Origin of the sequence: Brevibacterium paucivorans, assembly GCF_016907735.1 — a bacterium.
Taxonomy (GTDB): domain Bacteria; phylum Actinomycetota; class Actinomycetes; order Actinomycetales; family Brevibacteriaceae; genus Brevibacterium; species Brevibacterium paucivorans.
In genome coordinates this window covers 2,296,043-2,318,080 of record NZ_JAFBCP010000001.1, presented here as the reverse complement: position 1 = coordinate 2,318,080, position 22,038 = coordinate 2,296,043, and the positions used below count along the sequence as shown (strand labels likewise).

At 61.1% G+C, this 22,038-nt stretch carries 22 protein-coding genes; all 22 read right to left on the bottom strand.

Annotated features, from left to right (window positions below):
- Positions 1–9: 9 nt before the first annotated feature.
- From pnuC to aroC, 22 genes are read right to left on the bottom strand one after another with little or no spacing between them, the layout of a single operon-like run.
- Entirely contained in the window at positions 10–675 is a 666-nt protein-coding gene (gene pnuC / locus JOE56_RS10685; protein ID WP_102238069.1) for a nicotinamide riboside transporter PnuC, read from the bottom strand.
- A complete protein-coding gene (gene rpe / locus JOE56_RS10680; protein ID WP_102238070.1) occupies positions 675–1,328 on the bottom strand; it encodes a ribulose-phosphate 3-epimerase in 654 nt (217 codons plus the stop codon). The genes pnuC and rpe overlap by 1 nt, the downstream gene beginning before the upstream one ends.
- A gap of 3 nt (positions 1,329–1,331) precedes the next feature.
- Entirely contained in the window at positions 1,332–2,816 is a 1,485-nt protein-coding gene (locus JOE56_RS11690) for a transcription antitermination factor NusB (protein ID WP_204515950.1), read from the bottom strand.
- A 1-nt stretch (position 2,817) separates the two neighbouring features.
- Positions 2,818–3,729, bottom strand: coding sequence for a methionyl-tRNA formyltransferase (fmt, locus tag JOE56_RS10670; protein ID WP_102238072.1), 912 nt, complete (start codon positions 3,727–3,729; stop codon positions 2,818–2,820).
- A gap of 10 nt (positions 3,730–3,739) precedes the next feature.
- Positions 3,740–5,761 (bottom strand): primosomal protein N' family DNA-binding protein, encoded by a 2,022-nt coding sequence (locus JOE56_RS10665; RefSeq protein WP_204515949.1) that lies wholly within the window; start codon positions 5,759–5,761, stop codon positions 3,740–3,742.
- Between the two features lie 53 nt (positions 5,762–5,814).
- Positions 5,815–6,999, bottom strand: a complete 1,185-nt coding sequence (gene metK, locus JOE56_RS10660) for a methionine adenosyltransferase (RefSeq protein WP_204515948.1) — start codon at positions 6,997–6,999, stop codon at positions 5,815–5,817.
- Positions 7,000–7,009: 10 nt separating this feature from the next.
- On the bottom strand, positions 7,010–8,239 hold the full coding sequence (gene coaBC / locus JOE56_RS10655; protein ID WP_204515947.1) for a bifunctional phosphopantothenoylcysteine decarboxylase/phosphopantothenate--cysteine ligase CoaBC: 1,230 nt from the start codon (positions 8,237–8,239) through the stop codon (positions 7,010–7,012).
- Positions 8,240–8,572: a DNA-directed RNA polymerase subunit omega gene (gene rpoZ / locus JOE56_RS10650; RefSeq protein WP_204515946.1), complete on the bottom strand. Its 333-nt coding sequence runs from the start codon at positions 8,570–8,572 to the stop codon at positions 8,240–8,242. It abuts the gene before it with no gap.
- A gap of 43 nt (positions 8,573–8,615) precedes the next feature.
- Positions 8,616–9,188: a guanylate kinase gene (gene gmk, locus JOE56_RS10645; RefSeq protein ID WP_204515945.1), complete on the bottom strand. Its 573-nt coding sequence runs from the start codon at positions 9,186–9,188 to the stop codon at positions 8,616–8,618.
- Positions 9,185–9,502, bottom strand: a complete 318-nt coding sequence (gene mihF, locus JOE56_RS10640; RefSeq protein ID WP_204515944.1) for an integration host factor, actinobacterial type — start codon at positions 9,500–9,502, stop codon at positions 9,185–9,187. Before mihF ends, gmk begins: the two co-directional genes overlap by 4 nt.
- A 36-nt stretch (positions 9,503–9,538) precedes the next feature.
- Complete coding sequence (gene pyrF / locus JOE56_RS10635) at positions 9,539–10,363, bottom strand: orotidine-5'-phosphate decarboxylase (RefSeq protein ID WP_204515943.1); 825 nt, start codon at positions 10,361–10,363, stop codon at positions 9,539–9,541.
- Complete coding sequence (gene carB, locus JOE56_RS10630; RefSeq protein ID WP_204515942.1) at positions 10,360–13,629, bottom strand: carbamoyl-phosphate synthase large subunit; 3,270 nt, start codon at positions 13,627–13,629, stop codon at positions 10,360–10,362. Before carB ends, pyrF begins: the two co-directional genes overlap by 4 nt.
- A gap of 9 nt (positions 13,630–13,638) precedes the next feature.
- The gene (gene carA, locus JOE56_RS10625) at positions 13,639–14,769 is read right to left on the bottom strand and encodes a glutamine-hydrolyzing carbamoyl-phosphate synthase small subunit (protein WP_204515941.1); all 1,131 of its coding nucleotides are present in this window, start codon (positions 14,767–14,769) and stop codon (positions 13,639–13,641) included.
- The gene (locus tag JOE56_RS10620; RefSeq protein ID WP_204515940.1) at positions 14,766–15,251 is read right to left on the bottom strand and encodes a PH-like domain-containing protein; all 486 of its coding nucleotides are present in this window, start codon (positions 15,249–15,251) and stop codon (positions 14,766–14,768) included. The genes carA and JOE56_RS10620 overlap by 4 nt, the downstream gene beginning before the upstream one ends.
- Positions 15,239–16,546, bottom strand: a complete 1,308-nt coding sequence (locus JOE56_RS10615) for a dihydroorotase (RefSeq protein ID WP_204515939.1) — start codon at positions 16,544–16,546, stop codon at positions 15,239–15,241. Before JOE56_RS10615 ends, JOE56_RS10620 begins: the two co-directional genes overlap by 13 nt.
- Positions 16,547–16,548: 2 nt before the next feature.
- Positions 16,549–17,517: an aspartate carbamoyltransferase catalytic subunit gene (locus JOE56_RS10610; protein ID WP_204515938.1), complete on the bottom strand. Its 969-nt coding sequence runs from the start codon at positions 17,515–17,517 to the stop codon at positions 16,549–16,551.
- Positions 17,517–18,059, bottom strand: coding sequence for a bifunctional pyr operon transcriptional regulator/uracil phosphoribosyltransferase PyrR (gene pyrR / locus JOE56_RS10605; RefSeq protein ID WP_204515937.1), 543 nt, complete (start codon positions 18,057–18,059; stop codon positions 17,517–17,519). The genes JOE56_RS10610 and pyrR overlap by 1 nt, the downstream gene beginning before the upstream one ends.
- Positions 18,060–18,118: 59 nt before the next feature.
- Positions 18,119–18,523: a transcription antitermination factor NusB gene (gene nusB, locus JOE56_RS10600; protein WP_102238086.1), complete on the bottom strand. Its 405-nt coding sequence runs from the start codon at positions 18,521–18,523 to the stop codon at positions 18,119–18,121.
- Positions 18,520–19,083, bottom strand: a complete 564-nt coding sequence (gene efp, locus JOE56_RS10595) for an elongation factor P (RefSeq protein ID WP_102238087.1) — start codon at positions 19,081–19,083, stop codon at positions 18,520–18,522. The genes nusB and efp overlap by 4 nt, the downstream gene beginning before the upstream one ends.
- Positions 19,084–19,139: 56 nt before the next feature.
- Positions 19,140–20,234, bottom strand: coding sequence for a 3-dehydroquinate synthase (aroB, locus tag JOE56_RS10590; RefSeq protein ID WP_204515936.1), 1,095 nt, complete (start codon positions 20,232–20,234; stop codon positions 19,140–19,142).
- Positions 20,227–20,850: a shikimate kinase gene (locus tag JOE56_RS10585; protein ID WP_180965275.1), complete on the bottom strand. Its 624-nt coding sequence runs from the start codon at positions 20,848–20,850 to the stop codon at positions 20,227–20,229. Before JOE56_RS10585 ends, aroB begins: the two co-directional genes overlap by 8 nt.
- Complete coding sequence (gene aroC, locus JOE56_RS10580) at positions 20,847–22,034, bottom strand: chorismate synthase (RefSeq protein WP_204515935.1); 1,188 nt, start codon at positions 22,032–22,034, stop codon at positions 20,847–20,849. The genes JOE56_RS10585 and aroC overlap by 4 nt, the downstream gene beginning before the upstream one ends.
- Between the last annotated feature and the right edge of the window lie 4 nt (positions 22,035–22,038).

Genomic DNA, 22,038 nt, shown 5'->3' with positions numbered 1-22,038 from the left:
GCCTTCATGCTAGTACACGTCATCTGACGTGAATGTGGTGGCCCGAGATGAGGGATGGGTCACGGTCTGCCGGCTCCGTTTTGCCCAGTCCACGATTCCCACAATCACCATGATGAGGAAGATGAAATACACGATCCCGGAAAACAGCAGACCACCCATGATGGCTAGGGGAATTCCCACCAGGTCAACTGCCAGCCAAACGAACCAAAATTCGACGACGGCTTTTCCTTGCGCGTACATGGCTACCAGCGAGCCCACGAAGATATACGCGTCCGGGAACGGGTTCCACGACCAGTTGCCCAGGTGCAAAATGTATCCGAAGCCCAGCGTGCCCACGAGCAGGGCGACCACTAGCACCACGCGTTCACGCGCAGTTGCCCAGCGCACGCGCACTTCACCGGATTCTTCGTGGCTCTTCTTCCACGTCATCCAGCCCCACACCGCGGCGATGATGATGACCACCTGCCGACTCGCATTACCGCCTAAGTGAGCAGACACCGACGCAGAAAACAGGAGTACTGATCCCAGGATCTGCACCGGCCACGACAAGATGTTGCGTTTGAGCGCCAGGTACACGGTCAGTAGAGCGAAGATGTTGCCCAGGAAGTCGGACCACGGGACCGGTTTGCCCAGCAGTTCAAAAACCGGTGTGTTGAGCCATGTGAAAAGTTCCATTACTGGTGAGCCAGTGCTTGGGCGCGCAGTTCGTCGATCGTGGCTGCGGGGTTTTCGGTTCCGTACACGGCAGAGCCTGCGACAAAAACGTTGGCCCCGGCTTCGACTGCTTGGTCCAAGGTTGAAGCTGAGATTCCGCCATCAACTTGGATGTTGACCTTCATGTTCTGCTCGGAGATCGCTGCACGCAGACGCTTCACCTTGGGCAGGCACACGTCCAGGAACTTCTGGCCGCCAAAGCCTGGCTCCACCGTCATGATGAGCACTTGATCGAACTCCCCTAACAGGTCGAACAGCGGCTCGACTGGGGTGGCCGGCTTGATTGCCACCGAGGCTTGCGCACCCAGCCGGCGCAGTTCCCGGGCTAGACGCACGGGAGCGGTAGCGGCTTCGAGGTGGAACGTCACGGATTCGCACCCCATTTCTGCGTACACGGGTGCGTTGCGGTCGGCGTCGGCGATCATGAGGTGAGCGTCGATGGGAACCGGCGACACGGCTTTGATCCGTTCAACCACCGGTGGGCCAAATGTCAGGTTGGGCACGAAGTGGTTGTCCATGACATCGACGTGGGCCATGTCGGCGTTGCTGATGCGCTTGAGTTCGGTTTCGAGGTTGGCGAAGTCGGCAGAAAGAATAGAAGGGTGAATTTTCACGGCTCAGTCTTTCTTCAGAAGGGCTAGGAACATTCCGTCGGTCGAGTGGATGTGTGGCCACAGTTGCACCACACGTCCGGAAGCTACGGTTGCTGATTCAAAAGTTTGGGCCGGCTTTCCGGACAGCTGGGCAACCACCTCGGGGGCGTCCATGACCGTCACCGGCTGCTTCTTCACGATGTCTTCGATCACCATCAGGGTTTCTGCCACGTGCGGTGAGCATGTGGTGTAGGCGATGACCCCGCCGGATTTGGTGGCTTCGATCGCAGTGCGCAGAAGATCGCGTTGGACTCCCCCAAGCGCGCCAATGTCGCTGGGTTTGCGGCGCCACCGGGCTTCGGGGCGACGTCGGAGCGCTCCGAGGCCGGAGCACGGCACGTCGACCAGCACCCTGGCGTACGTGTTGGGGTGGGCCGCCGCGAATTCGCGACCGTCGTCGTTAACTGCCTGCACGTTGTCGAACGCGCGGGTGGAGTCTTTCACGAGTTCCGTACGGTGTGCCGAGGCGTCGACCGCGTCCACCTTCTTGTTGCCCGCGTGCGCGGCCAGCACCGAGGTCTTTCCTCCTGGGCCCGCGCACAGGTCAAGCCATGGGTCAGAAGGGTCTTCGTGGGCTTCCGCTTCCACGAGCGCCAGGGCGACGAGCTGTGACCCTTCGTCCTGAACCCGGGCGTGCCCGCTGGCAACGGCATCCACGTGCGCGGGGTCGCCGTGGGTGAGGGTCACTCCGATGGGCGAGAGTTCGGTGGGTTCGCCGTGCTTCTGCGCTACCTGGTCGCGGGTTCCGTCCAGAACGGATAGGCACACGCGGGCAGGCGTGTTGTGGGCTTCGAGCAGTTGTGTGAGTTCCTCGGCGTTTCGCCCGTTGGCAACAAGTGCTTGGCGAAGTGACCGAATGATCCAGGCCGGGTGGGAGGTGGAGATTTCCAGGCGTTCGTCGTCACTGAGCCCTTCAGTCACGACCTCGAGCCATTCTTCGCGGGACTTCTCCGTGATCCGGCGCAGAATCGCGTTGACGAACCCGGCGGCGCGGTTCGCAATCTTACTGTCAGCGTTCTTGCTGATCACGCCCACGGTTTCAGAGACGGCAGCGTGATCTGCCACGCGCATGGCCAGGATTTGATGGGCGCCAAGGCGCATTGCGTTGAGCACGGCGGCTTCGATCTGATCAACGGGACGGTCAGACACTTTTTCGATGATGGCGTCGTAGAACCGTCGGGCACGCAGGGTTCCGTACGTCATTTCCGTACACATGGCCGCATCCGGCCCACTCATGCGTGTGCGCTCAAGTTTAGCGGGCAACAACAAGTTTGCGTACGCATCGTTGAGGTCCACATCGCGCAGAACCTCCCACGCGATCACCCGGGGGTTCGCCTTGGGACGTTCCCGGTGACCCTGAAACTTCTTACCACCTCGGCCGCGGCCCCCTGGCCCACGACCTCCGCGCGAGCCACGCGAGTTATTCTTGCGATCTGATGCGTCTGTCACGTTACTGTCCTTCTACGTCAAACACGGCGTTGGCGTTGCCGCGCACAAAGTCGTGGGCGTCCATCATGGGTTTTCCAAACGGCTGGATGCGTTCTACCTGGACTGCGGTGGTTCCCGTTCCGATGAGAATCTGGCCGTCGAGTTCGCGGATCTCCCCTGCCGGAACCTGAACCTGGGTTTCGCTGAGCCCGGCGAGTTTGGCGCGTTTGCCGTCGATCGTTGACCACGGCCCTGGCATGGGTGACACGCCGTGGCTGCGGGCCACGAGTTCGCGGGCCGGCAGGGCGAAGTTCAGGTGTGCGTCTTGCGCGCTGAGCTTGGGTGCGTACGTCGCCTCGCCCGATTGTGGTTCCAAAGTGGCGTCACCGTTTTCGAGTCGCGTGAGCGCCTGTGTGAGTTGCTGTGCTCCAGCGTGGGCGAACTCTTCGAGCATGTCGCCAGCGTCTTTGCTGGGTAGCGGGTATTCGCGTTGGTCCAGCACCGGCCCGGTGTCCATGCCCCGGTCCAGTTGGAACACGGTGAGGCCGGTTGTCGTGTCGCCGTTGATGAGCGCCCATTGCACGGGTGCGGCGCCGCGGTAAGCCGGGAGCATGGAGAAGTGCAGGTTGAACCAGCCGTGCGTGGGTAGCGAAAGCGCGTTGTCTTTCAGAAGCGCCCCGTAGGCCACAACGGCTCCGGCGTCTGGCTGGTACTGGGCTATGCGTTCACACACCTCGTCGTTGACCTGTGACGCTTCGATCACGTCGATTCCGGCGTCCAGGGCCGCGGTTTTGACCGGGCTGGGGGTCATGATGCGTTTGCGTCCCACCGGCGCGTCGGGCCGGGTGAGCACGGCGACCACGTTGTGGTGTTCACGCAGGGCGTGGAGTGCGGGCACTGCGACGGATGGGGTTCCAGCAAAGACGATTCTCACGCCCTCCATGCTACAGGGCGTCGGGGTCGTCTATCCGGATGCGGGGGGCGGGTTTGCCGTGCATGATCGCCGAGGTGGTAATCCGCTTGAGAAGTTCCGTCACCTGGGCGGACGCGTGTCGTTCGATACCGATGACGGCGGTGATAGTTGCGTCGTCGTCTGTGCTGTTGCGTGTGTAGTGGGAGCGGGGTGGTCCTTCGCGTTCTTCGAACAGTTTCACCCCGTCGATGGCCTTCAGTTGAGCCAGCGTTTGGTCAACGACGGCGCGCGTCCCGGACACTTCACCGGTGCGCACCACGGGTGGCATGCCCAGTTCCTCGCGGATCTCGAGTTCGTGCTGAGCCCATCCCACGGGGTCGTAGTGGACAAGTGTGCGGATGATGTCGGGGTTTTCGTCCAGCACTAGAACGCGCCCGGGTGCGGGACGCACCAGGTTGACGGCTCGCATGCGACGGGCGATTGCGGTTTGCGTGGAGCGCAAACTGGGGCCGGGCCACAGCGTGTCAAAGAGCAGTGCCAGAGCGTACCCGCCTTCCGTGTACGGCTCAGCGCCGGTGGTGGCCACGACGATCTGCGGTTCGGGGTCCACGCGCGAAATAATCCGGTCACCGCCACTGCGCACAACAGGCACGCCGGGGAATGCGCGCCCCAGCTCGTAGTGGACGGTTTCCAAGCCTTGGCCGGCCGAACGGAATCGGGTCGACCCGCATTCGCACGTCACCTGGTCGATGCGGTTCCCGCACGCGGAACACGCAAACGGGCCGGTCACACTGGCCGCCTTGATGGGTGCTCCACATGAGCAGCGCACGGTTTCGCGGCACCGCTCACACACCACAAGCGTGATGTATCCGGTGCGCGGAACTTGCACAAGCACCGGACCCACAAGCCCTTGGGTTTTTGCCCGGCCCAGTGCTTGGCGCATGAGGTCGAAGGCCCGTTCGGGTAGCGAAGAGAAGTCGGCGATTGACCGGGTGAACCCCGAGTCCAGGACCACCGGTGTGAGTTCCCGCATCCGTGGGCGTGGCAGCGTCACGTCACCCATCCACCCCGCGTCCACCAGGCGTTGCACGTCGACGCTACGTGCGTGATCAACGAACAGGGTGGCTACCTGCGTCTGCGCGACACGTTCACACACAACAGCTCTGGCATGGCAGTAAGGCGCCCTGGGTTCGATGAACGCGTCCTCATCGTCAAAACACATGACGATGAGACCCAAATCCGGCATGGGAACATACGCGCTGGCACGGGTGCCCACCACCACGCGCGCCTTCCCGGTCGCGGCTTTCACCCAGGCCGACCAGCGTGCTTGCGGGCCTTGTTCGTGCGTGAGTGTCACGGCAGCCGGGCCCAGCAACGACGTCACGGCTTCGACACTGGACTGGTCGGGCACCACAATAAGCACGGAGCGGTCAGCCGCGACGACCTCGGCGGTGGCCCGCAGGGCGGCATGCACCCACCCCAACCCGGGCCGCTCCCCCGGTGGCACCGCGAACGCCGCCCGAGGTCCGGGCACCAGCCCATCCGCCTGCACCCACGTGCGCAAGGCGGTGAGGAAGTCCGTTTCGCTGTCGGCTATGGGCGCGGGGAGGTCGGTGAAGGTGGGGGTCGCCGAGGTGTCCGCCCCTAACGCTGTCTTCTCGCCGCCCGCGTGGCGGGGTGGGATGGCGAGCCGGACTACGTCCGGGACAGTTCCCGCATACTTGTTCGCAAGCGAGGTACACAGGTCCAGAAGTTCGGGCGTGAGAACTGGCACGGGTGAGGTGACGCGCTCCAAGGCGTGGAGTTCGCCGTCGTGATCGGTAGTGTCCGTGCGCGCCACGATGAACCCGCTCATGAGCCGGCCGGAAAACTTCACGCGCACTCGCGCACCCGGTTGGGCTTCGTCGTGCAGGGTGTCGGTGACCGCGTAGTCGAACGTGCGCGCTAAGTGCGGCACGGGCGTTTCCAGGAGGACGGCCGCGACGGGTTGGGACGGCGCCGGGGTGAGTCCCCCACGTATCCGCAACTGGTGGTCGAAGCCGGGTAATTCCATTCTTCGAGTCTAGTGGTTATCCCGGCGTCGCCACCGCGGGCAGGGACCGTGGTTTAGATTGCTTGTGTGAGGGCTTCTGCGCGGTCGGTGTTTTCCCACGTGAATTCGGGAAGTTCGCGCCCAAAGTGACCATACGTGCTGGTCAGGTTGTAGATGGGGCGGTTGAGCGCGAGTTCGCGAATGATGGCTGCCGGTCGCAGGTCGAACACTTCATCGATCGCTTTTTCGATGCGCGCGGGGTCTTCTTTTTCCGTGCCGAACGTTTCTACGTACAAGCCCACGGGGTGCGACTTCCCGATCGCGTAGGCCACCTGAACTTCAGCGCGGTCGGCCAGTCCGGCTGCCACGACGTTCTTGGCGACCCACCGCATCGCGTAGGCGCCCGAGCGGTCCACCTTGGATGGGTCCTTACCCGAGAACGCGCCACCTCCGTGACGGGCGAAACCGCCGTAGGTGTCCACGATGATCTTGCGGCCGGTGAGCCCCGCGTCACCCATTGGGCCACCCACGGTGAAGGGCCCTGCGGGGTTGATCCAGAATTCCGTGCCCGAGGTGTCCAGTCCGGAGTCTGCCAAGATGGGGTTGATGACGTGCTCGCGGATGTCGCTTTCCAGTTGGCGGTGGTCGGTACCTTCCGCGTGCTGCGAGGACAGCACCACGCAGTCCACGCTCACGGCCTTGTCGCCGTCGTAGCCGATCGTCACCTGAGTTTTGCCGTCGGGTCGCAGATAGTCCACGGTGCCGTTCTTGCGCACTTCGGAGAGTCGTTGGGACATGCGGTGGGCGAGGTGGATAGGCATGGGCATGAGTTCAGAAGTCGCGTTGTCGGCGTATCCGAACATGAGTCCTTGGTCTCCAGCGCCCAGACGTTCCAGTGGATCGTTCCCGCCGGCGCGGGCTTCGATCGAGGTGGTGACACCGTCGGAGATGTTGGTGGACTGCGAGCCGATCGACACGGTGACACCGCACGAGTGCCCGTCGAATCCCATGTCTGAGTTGGTGTATCCGATTCCGGTGATGACGTCACGTGCAATCGTGGCCACATCGGCGTAGCCATCGGTAGTAACTTCACCGGCTACGTGAACGAGGCCGGTTGTGACCAGGGTTTCGACTGCGACACGGGACCGCTGGTCTTGCGCCAGCAGATTGTCCAGAACTGCGTCAGAAATCTGGTCGCAGATTTTGTCGGGGTGCCCTTCGGTAACCGATTCGGAAGTAAAGTAACGCAAGCTTTTCACGACAGACAGTCTAGCTGGGCAGCAACTGAGCTACCGACTCCATGACAACGCGTGACACTTCCTGCTTGGAACCTGAGGCGCGTACAAGCTCACGTACCTGGCTTCCGTGGCGCTCGTACACAATGACCGAGGTGGCATCGTCACCGAACACTGCCCCCTGTGCCACGCTGTTAAACACCAGCGCACGACACCCTTTGCGTAAAAGTTTTTGTTGAGCCAGAGTTTCGGGTGTGTCGTCGGCTGTTCCCGTTTCGGCGGCGAAGCCCACAATGTTTTTGGTGTCACCGAACCGTGCGACAAGGTCTTTGAGGATGTCTGGATTCTGAACCAAGGACAGCGTCATGCCGTCATCGCCGGACTTCTTCATCTTGTGTTCAGCGATTTCTGCCGGCCGGTAATCTGCGACGGCGGCTGCCATGATGATGAGGTCGGACTTTTCTCCGTGCGCCACACATTGCTCATGAAGTTCCGCGGTGGTTTCGACTGGCACGATCGTGGCTCGGCCACGGATGGGCTCAAGTACATCGCTGGCGATGTTTGCCGCACATACGGTCACGTGAGCGCCCAGTTCCAGGGCAACCTGTGCCAAGGCAACGCCTTGTTTTCCTGAAGAGCGGTTGCCCAAGTAGCGCACGGGGTCCAGGGGTTCGCGGGTTCCACCGGCGGAAATCAACACGCGAGTTCCAGCGAGAGCGTGGTTTCCAACCGGAGGTGTCTCCCCCGCCTTCGAAAGCGCGTACTCAACGATGTCTGCTGGTTCAGGCAAACGCCCGGGGCCGGAGTCCGCCCCTGTCAGACGACCCGATGCGGGTTCCATGACATGAGCACCGCGGTCGCGCAAGGTCGCAACATTGTCTTGCGTGGCTGGGTTGAGCCACATTTCGGTGTGCATCGCCGGCACGTACACCACGGGGCAGGTGGTCACAAGCAGGGTGGCTGTGAGCATGTCATTGCCCATGCCGGCTCGGGCACGGGCAAGAAGATCGGCGGTTGCGGGCGCAACGATCACGAGGTCGGCGCCGTGTCCCACGTTGACGTGTTGGACTTCTTCGACGCGGTCAAAAACGTCGGTGGCCACGGGTTGGCCCGACAGCGCTTCCCAAGTGGGGGCTCCCACGAACTTCAGGGCCGCCTCGGTGGGCACGACACGCACGCTGTGCCCTTGTTCTTTGAGCAACCGGACCACATGGCACGCTTTGTACGCGGCGATGCCCCCGGCGACTCCCAGAACGATATTCACTTAGGCTTCGACGTCCTGGTCAAAAGTGAAACCGAGGTCGTCGGTAGCAGCAGGTTCAGGTTCCGGAGTTTCGAAGTCGGCTTCGGTTGCCTCGCGGATGATGATCTTGTCTTCGTCGATTTCACGCAGTGCGATCGACAGAGGCTTCTCGTTGGGTTCTGGTGTCACCAGCGGACCCACGTTTTCGAGCAGACCTTCCTGGAGCTGTGCGTAGTACGCGTTGATCTGGCGTGCACGACGGGATGCTTCGATGACCAGTTCGTACTTGGATTCGGTCTTTTCGAGCAGGTCGTCAATAGGCGGGTTGGTGATGCCTTCAGGTTGAACGGACACTCATTCTCCATCTAGGTTTGCGGAACGCGATAGCAGTTCCGGCTCAGTTTTCGGGGTTGTCAATAGACAGCCCCATCAATGTTACTAGTTCTTGGGCCGCAGTTCTAACATCGTTGTTGACCACGGTGTGGTCAAACTCGTCTTCGGCGGCCAATTCGACTTTCGCGGTTTCTAAGCGACGGGCTTGTTCTTCTTCTGATTCCGTGCCACGGCCCACGAGCCTGCGCACGAGTTCGTCCCAGCTGGGTGGGGCCAAGAAGATGAAGCGTGCTTCCGGCATGCGCTCCTTGACTTGGCGTGCTCCGGCAAGGTCGATCTCCAGAAGTGGGTACTTACCTTCGTCCAACGCCTGCATGACCGGTTCTTTTGGTGTGCCGTACTGGTTACGGCCGTGGACCACAGCGGTTTCGAGCATTTGCCCGGACTTCACCATGTGGTCAAATTCAGCCGGCGACACGAACTGGTAATGCACACCGTCGATCTCACCGGGCCGCGGGTCACGCGTGGTAGCCGAAACGGAGAACCACACGTGGGGAAAGTGTTCCCGGATATACGCACCAACGGTGCCTTTACCTACCGCGGAAGGTCCAGTGAGAACGGTGAGTCGTGGTGTCATGCGTTGTCGAATTTCTCCAAGAGTGCTGCTTTTTGGTGGATACCCAGGCCTTTGATGCGACGCGACAGGGCGATCCCTACTTCTTCCATGATCCCATGTGCGCGCCGCTCCCCTACACCCGGGATGGACCTGAGTAGGTCAACGACCTTCATCTTGCTCAATGCTTCGTCGACAACAGCTTTGTCCAAAACCGTCTTCAAAGACGTCTTTCCCTCTTTGAGTTCAGCTTTGATTCTTGCTCGGGCTTGTCGAGCCTGGAATGCCTTTTCCAGAGCTGCTGACCGTTGTTCTGGTGTCAATGGTTCTAGTGCCACCGTGTACTCCTAAGCCAGAAGAAACTTACGGTCAGTCTATAGGGCTTCACCACGAATTTCGCTACTAATTGTTCGAATATGGTGCTTTATTTTCTTGGGTCCAGAATTTGAAATGCCTCGAGAGACGTTGACAAAAACTTTGTCGAACGCGTTCCCGAATACCGTGTGCAGGTCCTCAACAGTTGCACCCTGCGCCCCGTAACCCGGTGACAGAATGGGCCCGTTAAAAGCGCCGAGGTCGATTCCGAGTTTGCGTGCCGCGTCACCGATCGTGGCACCGACGACCAGTCCGCCCAGCGGTGCGCCAACGGATTCGTTGAAGTTGTGTACCGTTTCAAAGACCTGGGCGGCAACGGCGGTCCCATTGTTCTGAGCATGTTGCACCTGTGGCCCAGACGGATTGGACGTGAGAGCCAGGGCGAAGAACCCGGTTCCGTATTTTTCGGCGGCTTTACACACCGAGGTGAGGCTGTCGGTACCCAAGTATGGCGACACGGTGAGCGCATCTGTGGCAAGTGGCCTGGCCGGATTGAGGTAGGCGTCGGCGTAACCGTCCATGGTGGACCCAATGTCTCCACGCTTGGCGTCGGTGATGACGACCATGCCCAGGTCCTTGGCAATGCGGTGGACGCTTTCCAGCACTGCGATCCCGGCTGCGCCGTGACGTTCAAAGAACGCGGCTTGAGGCTTCACGCACCACGCCTCCATGTGGCATTGCTCCAACATGGTGGTGGCGAATGAAGCCAGCCCTTCTGGCGAATCTTCCAGACCCCACGCTGCGAGCGTGGCGGGAGCTGGGTCGATGCCCACACACAGCGGGTTACGCGCGATGGCCGATTGCCACAGATGCGCGAAACTCATGCCCAGTCCTGCAGGGATGCGACTCCGAAGTCAGCCGTGCGGATCGCTTCGATCGCGGACACCGCTGCCGCGAATTCGGCCGTTGTGGTCAGAATCGGCAGAGGTGCCGCCGTCGCTGCTGCACGGATTTCATATCCATCGGCGCGTTCTTGACGTCCGGACGGCACGTTGACCACCAGGTCGATCTTGCGTTCTGCGATGTCGTCCAGGATCGATCGTTCGCCGTCTTGGAGTTCAAAGTACTTCTTCATGGCCACGGTTTCGATGCCGTAGCGTGCCATGACTGCAGCGGTGCCTTCTGTGCAGATCACTTCAAAGCCCATGTCGATGAGCTTCTTCACGGGCAGAACCGCTGCACGCTTGTCACGGTCAGCAACCGAAACGAACACGCGACCCTGAGTCGGAAGCGAAGCACCTGCTCCCATCTCGGCTTTCGCGAACGCCACTGGGAAGGTGGGGGCGATACCCATGACTTCACCCGTTGAGCGCATCTCGGGGCCAAGAATCGAGTCGACAACACGTCCGTCGGTGTCGCGGAAGCGGCGGAATGGAAGAACCGCTTCCTTCACGGCAACTGGGCGGTCCAAGTTCACATAGGAACCGTCATCTTCGGCCTCCAGTAGCGTTCCACGCATCGACGCGATCGTGTCGCCCACGGCAATCTTCGCGGCCGCCTTGGCGAGCTGTGTACCCGTGGCCTTGGATACGAAAGGAACCGTACGCGATGCGCGGGGGTTTGCCTCGATGACGTACAGAACGTCGGCTGCGATTGCGAACTGGATGTTGAGCAGACCGCGCACTCCGGTGCCTTCTGCGATCGCGCGGGTCGCGGACCGCACACGCTTGAGTACGTTTTCGCCCAGGGTGATCGCAGGGAGGACACATGCTGAGTCACCCGAGTGGATGCCCGCTTCCTCGATGTGTTCCATGACGCCACCGATGTAGAGGTCTTCGCCGTCGAACAGCGCGTCAACGTCGATTTCGACAGCGTCTTCCAAGAACCGGTCTACCAGGACGGGGCGGGTGGGTGACACCTCGGTCGCGGAATCCATGTACGAACGCAACTGGGCGTTGTCATACACAATCTGCATACCGCGCCCACCCAGCACGTAGGACGGGCGAACCAGAACCGGGTAGCCAATCGATTCGGCGATCGTTTCAGCTTCTGCATACGTGGTGGCGGTTCCGTGCTTTGGAGCACGCAGACCGGCCTGGTCCAGAACGCGTCCGAATTCGCCGCGGTCTTCGGCCAGGTCGATGGCTTCGGGTTGGGTACCCAAAACGGGAACACCGGCTACTTTCAGACGAGCCGCAAGGCCCAGCGGGGTCTGGCCACCCAGGGTACATACGACTCCCTTGATAGGTCCGGCCGCCAGTTCTGCGTTGTAGATCTCCATAACGTCTTCGAACGTCAGTGGTTCAAAGTACAGACGGTCGGCCGTGTCGTAGTCGGTGGAAACGGTTTCGGGGTTGCAGTTGACCATGATGGTTTCGTAGCCGGCTTCGGCAAGCGCCATCGTGGCGTGGACGCACGAATAATCGAACTCGATTCCCTGACCGATTCGGTTGGGACCGGAGCCCAGGATGATCACGGCTTCGCGGTCGCGTGGTTGGACTTCGGTTTCCTGGTCGTAGCTCGAGTAGTGGTACGGCGTGTGTGCGGCAAATTCGCCTGCACACGTGTCCACGGTCTTGTAGACCGGGCGAATGCCCAGTGCGTGGCGAACGCCTGTCACCACTTGGGCGTCCAGGTGACGCAACGCCCCAATTTGTTCGTCCGAGAAGCCGTGACGCTTAGCCAACTTCAGAACCTGCGGGGACAGATCCTGGGTGCGAACGACCTCGGCGACCTCACACAGAAGCTTCATCTGGTCCAAGTACCACGGGTCGATGTCGCTGGCTTCGTGGATCTCTTCGATGCTCATGCCAGAATTCAGCGCCGTGATCACGGTGTGGATGCGTTCCGCGGTTGGGTGGGCCAGTTGGGCCAGCACCTGCTTCTTGACGTCCGCGTCCTCCAGGTCAAGGCGCTTAGTGAAGTCGAACTGCGAGCCCTTCTGTTCCATGGAACGCATGGCCTTTTGCAGCGCTGTGGTGAAGTTGCGACCCAGCGCCATGACTTCACCCACGGACTTCATGGTGGTTGTGAGGGTGGGGTCGGCGGCCGGGAACTTCTCGAACGCGAAGCGTGGAACCTTGACCACAACGTAGTCCAGGGCAGGTTCGAACGACGCCGGGGTTTCTTGGGTGATGTCGTTGCGGATCTCGTCCAACGAGTAGCCCACGGCCAGTTTGGCGGCGATCTTTGCGATCGGGAAGCCGGTGGCCTTCGACGCAAGAGCCGACGAGCGGGACACGCGCGGGTTCATTTCGATGACGACGATGCGCCCGTTGTCGGGGTTGATGGCGAACTGGATGTTGCAGCCACCCGTGTCCACGCCAACTTCGCGGATAATCGCGATACCGATGTCGCGCATCTTCTGGAATTCGACGTCGGTGAGCGTCATGGCGGGTGCGACTGTGATGGAGTCACCCGTGTGGACGCCTACCGGGTCGAAGTTTTCGATTGAACACACCACCACGACGTTGTCGTTGCGGTCGCGCATGAGTTCGAGTTCGTACTCTTTCCACCCCAGAATCGACTCTTCGAGCAGCACCTCGTTGGTGAGTGAGTCGTGCAGACCGTCGCCTGCGATGCGACGCAGGTCGTCCTCGTTGTACGCCATTCCAGAGCCCAGGCCACCCATGGTGAACGACGGGCGCACCACCATGGGGTAGCCCAGTTCCTTGGCTGCGTCGAGGCATTCGTCCATGGTGTGGGCGATGCGGGAGCGGGCCACTTCAGCACCGCAGGCTTCGACGACGTCTTTGAACTGTTGGCGGTTTTCGCCGCGTTCAATTGCGTCGACGTCGGCACCGATGAGTTCGACACCGTACTTCTCGAGTACGCCGGCCTTGTGCAGGTTGATGGCCGCGTTGAGTGCGGTTTGTCCACCCAGGGTGGGCAGAAGCGCGTCTGGGCGTTCCTTTGCGATGATCGCTTCGATGACTTCGGGGTCGATCGGTTCGACGTAGGTGGCATCGGCGATGTCCGGGTCGGTCATGATGGTGGCTGGGTTCGAGTTGACCAAGATGACGCGCAGGCCTTCTGACCGCAACACGCGGCACGCCTGGGTACCGGAGTAGTCGAATTCGCAGGCCTGGCCAATGACGATGGGCCCCGAACCGATGACAAGAACTGACTGTAGGTCTTTGCGCAGTGGCACGGGTCCTCCTTATGCGTCGCTCATGATGCGAGCGAACCGGTCGAAAAGGTTTTCTGAGTCGTGGGGTCCCGCGGCGGCTTCCGGGTGGAACTGTACGGAGAACGCTGGGATGTCTAGGCAGGCGAGCCCTTCTACCACGTTGTCGTTGAGCCCGATGTGGCTCACCTGCACGCGCCCGAACTTCTCGTTGGGTGCGGTCACGGGGTCCCCGATGGGTGCGTCCACGGCGAATCCGTGGTTTTGTGAGGTGATTTCGACCCGTCCGGTTTCAACGTTCATGACGGGCTGGTTGATGCCGCGGTGTCCAAACCGGAGTTTGTATGTGTCGAATCCCAGAGCGCGGCCCAGCAGCTGGTTTCCAAAACAGATTCCAAAGAAGGGAATCTTTTCTTCCAGCACGCGGGTGAGCACCTCGACTTGGTGGTCTGCGGTTGCGGGATCACCGGGGCCGTTGGAGAAGAACACACCGTCTGGGTTGTAGGACTGGAGTTCTTCGAACGTGGTGGTTGCGGGTACCACGTGGACTTCCATGCCGCGGGCGGCCAGGTGGAATGGTGAGCGTCCCTTAATGCCCAGGTCGTAGGCAACGACGGTGAATTTCTTTTCGCCTTGAGCTTCCACGGTGTACGCCGAGGTGGTGCTCACCTCCCCTGCCAGAGCCGAACCTTCCATACGGGGTTGGGCTTTGACCTGTTCGAGCAGTGCGGCGTGGTCGTGTGACGCTTCTTCCCCTGAGAAGATACCTACGCGCATGGACCCTTCTTCACGCAACCTGAGGGTGAGTGCACGCGTGTCCACATCCGAGATTCCCACGATGCCCAGGCGCTTGAGGCGGGTTTCGAGGTCTTCGGTGGAGCGCCAGTTCGACGAGATGCGGGAGGCGTCGCGTACGACGTAGCCTGCGACCCAGTAGTCGCGTGATTCGTCGTCTTCGTCGTTGACCCCGGTGTTTCCCACGTGTGGGAACGTCTGGATGACCACTTGTTTGTGGTAAGAGGGGTCGGTGAGGGTTTCTTGGTACCCGGTCATTGCGGTGACAAATACCGCCTCGCCAAAGGTTGTTCCTCGTGCACCGTATGCGGAGCCTTCGTAGACGGAACCGTCTTCTAGGACTAGGACCGCAGGTTCAAAAGTGCTCATTTCACCTTCTCTGTCAGGGCTAAACTTTCAAGAATTTCTGTGCGTGCGTGGGCCAGACGTGGTCGGAAACCGGTGGCGACCTGCGTGTCGCCCAGGGTCCATACGATCACCACTAGGCCGTCTTTTTCAACGAACTTGCCAACCATCCCGGATGCTGTGGTGACCTGGTCAATCGCGGTGAACGGGATTTCAATTCCGTCGATCCCGTCGAGCATGAACACCACGCGGTCGTCCTCAATGTGCAGGGTCCCGTTGGTGCGCACGCCGAGGTGGTGGACGTTGATGCGTTCAAGGGGATCCGTTGCGTACGTGGTGGCGACGTACATCCCTGGGTGCCCGGGTCCGGATGGTTCGCCCGTGGGCCTGGGTGGTTCAGGGATGTGTGTCTGTGACGCTTGGCGGTTCTTCCAGCCCTTCCACATGAGGAAGAACAGAACGGCCAGGACAGCTAGAAGTATGAGGGCTGGAATCAGGCGATCCACGCTTGGCCACCTCCTGAGATGGGGTGTGGTTCAGCGAGTTCCCCGTTTCGTACAACGTGGGCGCCGTACAGGAAGGTGTGGACGACTTGAGTGTCAACCTTGAAGCCCTTGAACGGGTTGTTGCGACCCAGAGTCGCGTGGTCGTTCGGTTCTATGGTCACGTCAGCCGCTGGGTCGATCAGGACGATGTTGGCCGCTGCACCCGTATCCAGTGAACCGTGCGTGGTGAGCCCAGAAATCTGGGCGGGCCTGGCGCTCATCACGCGGGCTACGTCGTGCCAGTCGAAGTCGTGGTCTTTCATGGCTTCGACAACGATGGCCAAAGCTGTTTCCATTCCCACCATGCCCATTGCGGCGGCGGTCCATTCGGCGCACTTGTGCTCGGCGGTGTGCGGTGCGTGGTCCGTTCCAACAATGTCGATCGTTCCGTCTGCTAGGCCGTCGCGCACCGCCTTCACATCTGCTTCTGTGCGCAGTGGCGGGTTCACTTTGTAGACGGGGTCGTAGGAGCGGACTAACTCGTCAGTGAGCATGAGGTGGTGTGGGGTGACTTCGGCGGTGACGTTGACTCCCCGTGACTTTGCCCAGCGGACAAGCTCTACGGAGCCTTTGGTGGACAGGTGGCACACGTGGAGGCGGGATCCCACGTGTTCTGCCAGAAGGATGTCGCGGGCGATGATGGCTTCTTCGGCCACTGCGGGCCAGCCGGGCAGTCCCAGTTCGGCACTGACTACGCCTTCGTTCATTTGGGCGCCTTCGGTGAGGCGTGGTTCTTGCGCGTGTTGCGCGATGATCCCGTTGAACGATTTGACGTATTCCAGCGCCCGGCGCATGAGCAGTGGGTCGTGGACACACAGGCCGTCGTCGGAGAAGATGCGAACCCCGGCTTCCGAGGACGACATGGCCCCGAGCTCCGCCAACGCGGTACCTTCTTGACCTACCGTGACAGCGCCAATGGGAACGACCTCGGTGTAGCCTGCCTGGCGTCCCAGGTTCCACACCTGTTCAACTACTCCAGCGTTGTCTGCTACCGGTTGCGTGTTGGCCATCGCGTGGACGCACGTGTACCCACCTCGGGCAGCCGACTGTGACCCGGTGAGCACGGTTTCGGCGTCTTCTTTGCCGGGTTCGCGCAGGTGCGTGTGCAGGTCCACCAGGCCGGGAAGGGCGATGAGGCCGGATCCGTCGATCGTGTTATCCGGGTTGTCGACGTGTGAAACGATTCGCCCGCCGTCAATAGCGATGTCGGTGGGTTCGCCACCAAAGGGTTTGACTGACGTGATGAGGATCGACACGGTTAACCTTCCTGTCCGGTGAGTAGGCGGTACAGGGCGGCCATGCGCACGGCGACCCCGTTTTCTACCTGGTTGAGAACGACTGCGCGGGGTGAGTCAGCGGCCGCGGAGCAGATTTCGAATCCGCGGTTCATGGGCCCGGGGTGCATGATCCACGTGTCGTCGCCCAACGCGCTCAGTCGTTCCTGCGTGAGTCCCCACATGCGTGAGTATTCGCGGGGGTTGGGGAAGAACGCTTGGTGCATGCGTTCGAGTTGCACGCGCAGCATCATGACGGCGTCAAAGACGTAGTCTGCAATCGCTTCGTCGAATGAGTAGCTCACGTCGCACGGCCAGGTTTCCACGCCCCACGGCAACAGTGTGGGTGGGGAAATGAGCACCACGCGCGCACCCAAGGTGTTGAGTAGGTGGACGTTGGAGCGGGCCACGCGCGAATGCAGCACGTCACCCACGATCGCCACGGTTGCGCCTTCAAGCGTGCGCCCGTGGGAGCCGTCCGCCGGTCCGGATGCGGGCTGCCCGGAAAGGACCCGGCGCAATGTGAAGGAGTCCAAGAGGGCTTGGGTGGGGTGTTCGTGGGTGCCGTCCCCGGCGTTGAGGACGGGGGCGTGCAACCAGCCCGAGGTGGCAATCCGGTGCGGGGTTCCCGATCCTGGGTGCCTGACCACGATCGCGTCAGCACCCATGGCGCCGAGCGTCTGGATGGTGTCTTGCAGGCTTTCACCCTTCGACACGGACGAGCCTTTGGCGGAGAAGTTCAGGACATCGGCTGAGAGGCGTTTAGCGGCAGCTTCAAATGAGATTCGTGTACGAGTGGAGTCTTCGAAGAACAGGTTGACTACGGTGCGCCCACGTAGCACGGGAAGTTTTTTCACTTCACGTGCGGATACCTGCGTCATTTCTTCTGCGATGTCGAGGAGTCCAACGGCGTCGTCACGTGAGAGGTCTTTGGTCGACAGCAGGTGTTTCATCACGCCTCCGAGATGGTGACAGAATCCTCACCGTCAATTTCTGTGACGGTGACGGATACACGTTCCGAAAGGGACGTGGGCAGGTTCTTACCCACGTGATCGGCACGGATGGGCAGGGCACGGTGACCTCGGTCAACAAGAACGGCCAGGCGCACGGCTTCGGGCCTGCCAACATCGGCCAGGGAGTCCAGGGCCGCACGGATTGTTCGCCCAGAGAACAGAACGTCGTCAATGAGCACAACGGTCTTCCCGTCGACTCCACTTCGGGGAATGTTGGTGGGTTCGGGAGTGCGCAGTTTGCCCGCTTTGAGGTCATCCCGGTACATGGTGATGTCGAGGCTACCCACGATTTCTGGGACGTCGACGCCCGGTTCAATCTGCCCAATGCGTTCTGCCAGACGCTGTGCAAGGGGCACTCCGCGCGTGGGAATTCCTAATAGAACAAGGTTCTGTGCGCCCTTGTTCGCTTCAATGATTTCGTGGGCTATGCGAGTAAGCGCTCGAGCCATTTCGTTAGCGTCGAGAACTGTACGTGTTCGCATGACTCCTCCTTCTCCGCCTCACGGGACGGTGGTTAAAGGTGGTTTCATGACAAGCATACCTAAAGCGTGTCTTTAAGTTTGCTGATCCTGTCCAACAGAGCGTTGACGAAAGCTGGTGAATCGTCGGTGGAATACTCCTTGGCCAGGGTGACGGCTTCGTCGATCGCTACCGGATCGTCGACGTCATCGTTGTAAAGAATTTCCCACAGGCCGATCCGCAGAACAGCGCGGTCGACCCGTGGCATTCTCTCCAGAGTCCAACCGTGCGCGTACGTCGAAATGAGTTCGTCCAGTTGCGCACGGTGAGTCACGACCCCGTCGACGATTTCGCGTGCATACGGCCGTAGAGGGTACTCTTCGTCGTTTTCGCGAAGCTTAATCAGCTCCGCTTCTGGGAGGTTACGAGCTTCGGATTCAAAAAGGAGTTCGAGTGCCCTGCGACGTGCTCGATACCGGGCGCTCACTCTTTGACGCGCCCCATGTATTCTCCGGTGCGGGTGTCAACGCGCACCCGAGTACCGGTTTCGAGGAACAGAGGCACCTGGATTTCGTATCCAGTTTCCACGGTTGCTGGCTTGGTTCCACCGCTGGAACGGTCACCCTGCAGGCCAGGTTCGGTGTGGCTGATGGTGAGTTCCACAGCGGCAGGAAGTTCGATGTAAAGCGGGTTGCCTTCGTGGAATGCGACCTGGACGCTCTGGTTCTCGAGCATGAAGTTCGCAGCGTCGCCTACCAGGGCGTCGGACAGTGGGACCTGGTCGTAGTCCTGTTCGTCCATGAAGATGTAGTCGGAACCGTCGTGGTACAGGTACTGCATGTCGCGGCGGTCCACGTTAGCGGTTTCGACCTTGGTTCCTGCGTTGAAGGTGCGGTCCACAATCTTGCCGGACAGCACGTTCTTGATTTTGGTGCGCACGAAAGCCGGGCCCTTTCCTGGCTTCACGTGCAGGAATTCAACAACCTGCCAGAGTTCGTTGTCGAGCTTGAGAACCATACCGTTCTTCAGATCGTTGGTGGTTGCCACGCGATTCCTTTCATAGAAGTGAGGGCCAGTGCGCCCAGAAGATTGTAACAGGTGGTTTAAATCGTCCGCACAGGCGAGTCGACTCCAATGGCTTGATACGCCGTGTACAGCAACGAAGTGTCAGGCACTTCGACGACTACGGGTTGTGCAATGTCACGAAGCACAACAAAACGCATGAGGTTCCCGCGCGCTTTCTTGTCCCGCTTCATGGTGTCGAGCAGTTGCGGCCAGCGGTCGGAACGGTACCCGGTAGGAAGCCCGAGGTGTTCCAAGATTGCGCGGTGACGGTCCACCACCTCGGCGGGTAGGTTCTTCAGCATCACTCCCAGTTCAGCTGCGAACATCATGCCCACGGCCACGGCGGCTCCGTGGCGCCACTGATAGCGCTCATTGCGTTCGATTGCGTGGCCCAAGGTGTGGCCGTAGTTGAGGATTTCGCGGGTGCCGGATTCCTTGAAGTCACCGGAAACCACGCGGGCTTTGACCTCGATGGTGCGTTCGATGATCTGGCGCAGTTCGGGTGATTCGTGGTTGGCCAGAACGTCCTTGGGGGTGTTCTCGATGAGTTCGAGGATCGTAGGGTCAGCGATGAAACCGCACTTGACGGCCTCGGCCATGCCGGTGAACAGTTCGTTCTCTGGCAAAGTCGCCAGCGTGTCCGTGTCGACAAGCACGCCGGCTGGTGAGTGAAACGCGCCCACCAGGTTCTTACCTTCTGCCGTGTTGATTCCGGTTTTGCCACCTACCGCGGCGTCGACCATGCCCAAGAAGGTCGTGGGGATGTTGACGAAGGTGATGCCGCGCAACCAGGTGGCTGCCACGAAACCGGCGACGTCGGTGATGGCTCCCCCACCCACGGCGACAATTGCGTCGGAGCGCGTGAAGTCGGACTGGCCCAGGATTTGCCAGCAGAACTCCGCAACCCGAATGTGTTTTGCTTCTTCGGCGTCGGGGATTTCAGCGGCGATTGCGTCGAGTCCGGTGCTGGCCAGGTCTTCGCGCACGAGTTCGCCGGTTGTGCGCAGTGCGCGCGGGTAGATCACCAGGACGCGCTGGACTTGTGAGCCCAGCAGTTGGGGCAGTCTGCCCAGGAGTTTAGATCCGACGATGACGGGGTAGTCGCCTCCGCCGGTCACGCGGATTTCAGTCAATGGTCTCCTCCTGATCAAAGCGGGCGTACTCTTCTTCACGTTGCAGTTTAGTGAGCACGTCAACCACTCGGTTGACCACTGTTGAGGGTGGTTCGTTCGACGCACTCACGGTTGCGGTGGACACGGACTCATATAGTGGCCGTCGTTCGTCCACGAGTGCTTGCCACGCGGCTACGGGGTCGGCGTCGTCGTCTAAGAGAGGACGGCGTGACCCGCCCAGGCGCACGCGCGCAACATCGGCGTCGATCATGATGGTGATGACTTTGATGGCCGGGTGCTTGAGCTGGGCGCGGGTTCCCGGGTTGAGGATCGCTCCCCCACCTAGGGAGACCACTCCGGGGCGGTCCAACAGCTCGCGCAGGGACCTGCGCACAACCTCGCGCTCAATTTCGCGGAACCGGGCTTCACCTCGGGAGGCAAAAATCTGCTGGATATCTCCGTGTTGTTCGACGATGCGGGCGTCGGTGTCGCGCAGTGGAATGTCCAGGCGTTCAGCGAGCAACCGTCCAATTGTGGACTTCCCCGCTGCCGGTGGACCGATCAACGCGATTCGCGCGCCCGCGGCCGGCACTGGGTTGAGTGGGGGTGCTGGCCTGGGGACGGGCTCGACACTCATTGGCCCAACAGGAACGGATCGATGTGGCTGAGGTATGCGTCGCGGTTGCGTTTGACTTCATCAACGGAATCCCCGCCGCACTTCTCCAGCACAGCTTGGGCAAGTTCCAGCGCGACCATGGCTTCGGCGACCACACCGGCCGCGGGCACGGCACATACGTCGGAGCGCTGGTGGTGTGCCTTGGCTGGTTCCTGGGTGGCCACGTCGACCGTGGACAGGGCGCGAGGCACGGTGGAAATGGGTTTCATGGCCGCGCGCACAATGATGGGTTCGCCGGTGGTCATGCCACCTTCGATACCGCCGGCGCGGTTGGTCAGACGCTTCACGCCGTTTTCGGCGTCGATCTCGTCGTGAGCCACGGAGCCGCGACGACGTGCGGTTTCAAAGCCGTCGCCAATCTCCACGCCCTTGATCGCTTGGATGCCCATGAGTGAGGCAGCCAGGCGCGATTCCAAACGACGGTCCCCGGTCACGTGCGATCCCAGACCAGGGAACGCGCCGTACACAATAACTTCGACGACCCCACCCAAGGTGTCACCAGCCTTCTTGGCGTCTTCGACCTCGGCGACCATCCGTTGCGAGAGCTCCGGATCGAAGCAACGCAACGGGTCAGCGTCCAGCTGTTCAACGTCAGCGGCCGTGGGGCGTGCCAGATCGCGTCCTCCTTCCACCGGGCCAATGGCCACGGTGTGGGACACGATCTCGATGTCGAGGGCCTTGAGAAACTGGCTCGCGACAGCGCCCAGGGCCACGCGGGTTGCGGTTTCGCGGGCGGAGGCGCGTTCCAGGATTGGGCGCGCTTCGTCCCAGTCGTACTTCATCATGCCAACGAGGTCGGCGTGGCCCGGCCGAGGTCGCGTCAGCTTAGCGGCCCGAGCCTGCCCTTCCAGCTCGTCAGGGTCGACGGGGTTGGGGCTCATGACGGTTTCCCATTTGGGCCATTCGGTGTTGCCCACTTCGATTGCTACGGGTCCGCCCAGGGTCTTGCCGTGGCGAACACCTCCGACGAGGCGTACCTTGTCGGCTTCGAACTTCATGCGGGCGCCTCGGCCGTAGCCCAGGCGGCGGCGCGCGAGTGCGCGGGAAATATCTTCAGTGGTGACATCGACGTGTGCGGGGAGTCCTACGAGGATTCCTACGAGCGCTTCGCCGTGCGATTCACCTGCGGTCAACCATCTCAACATTTAA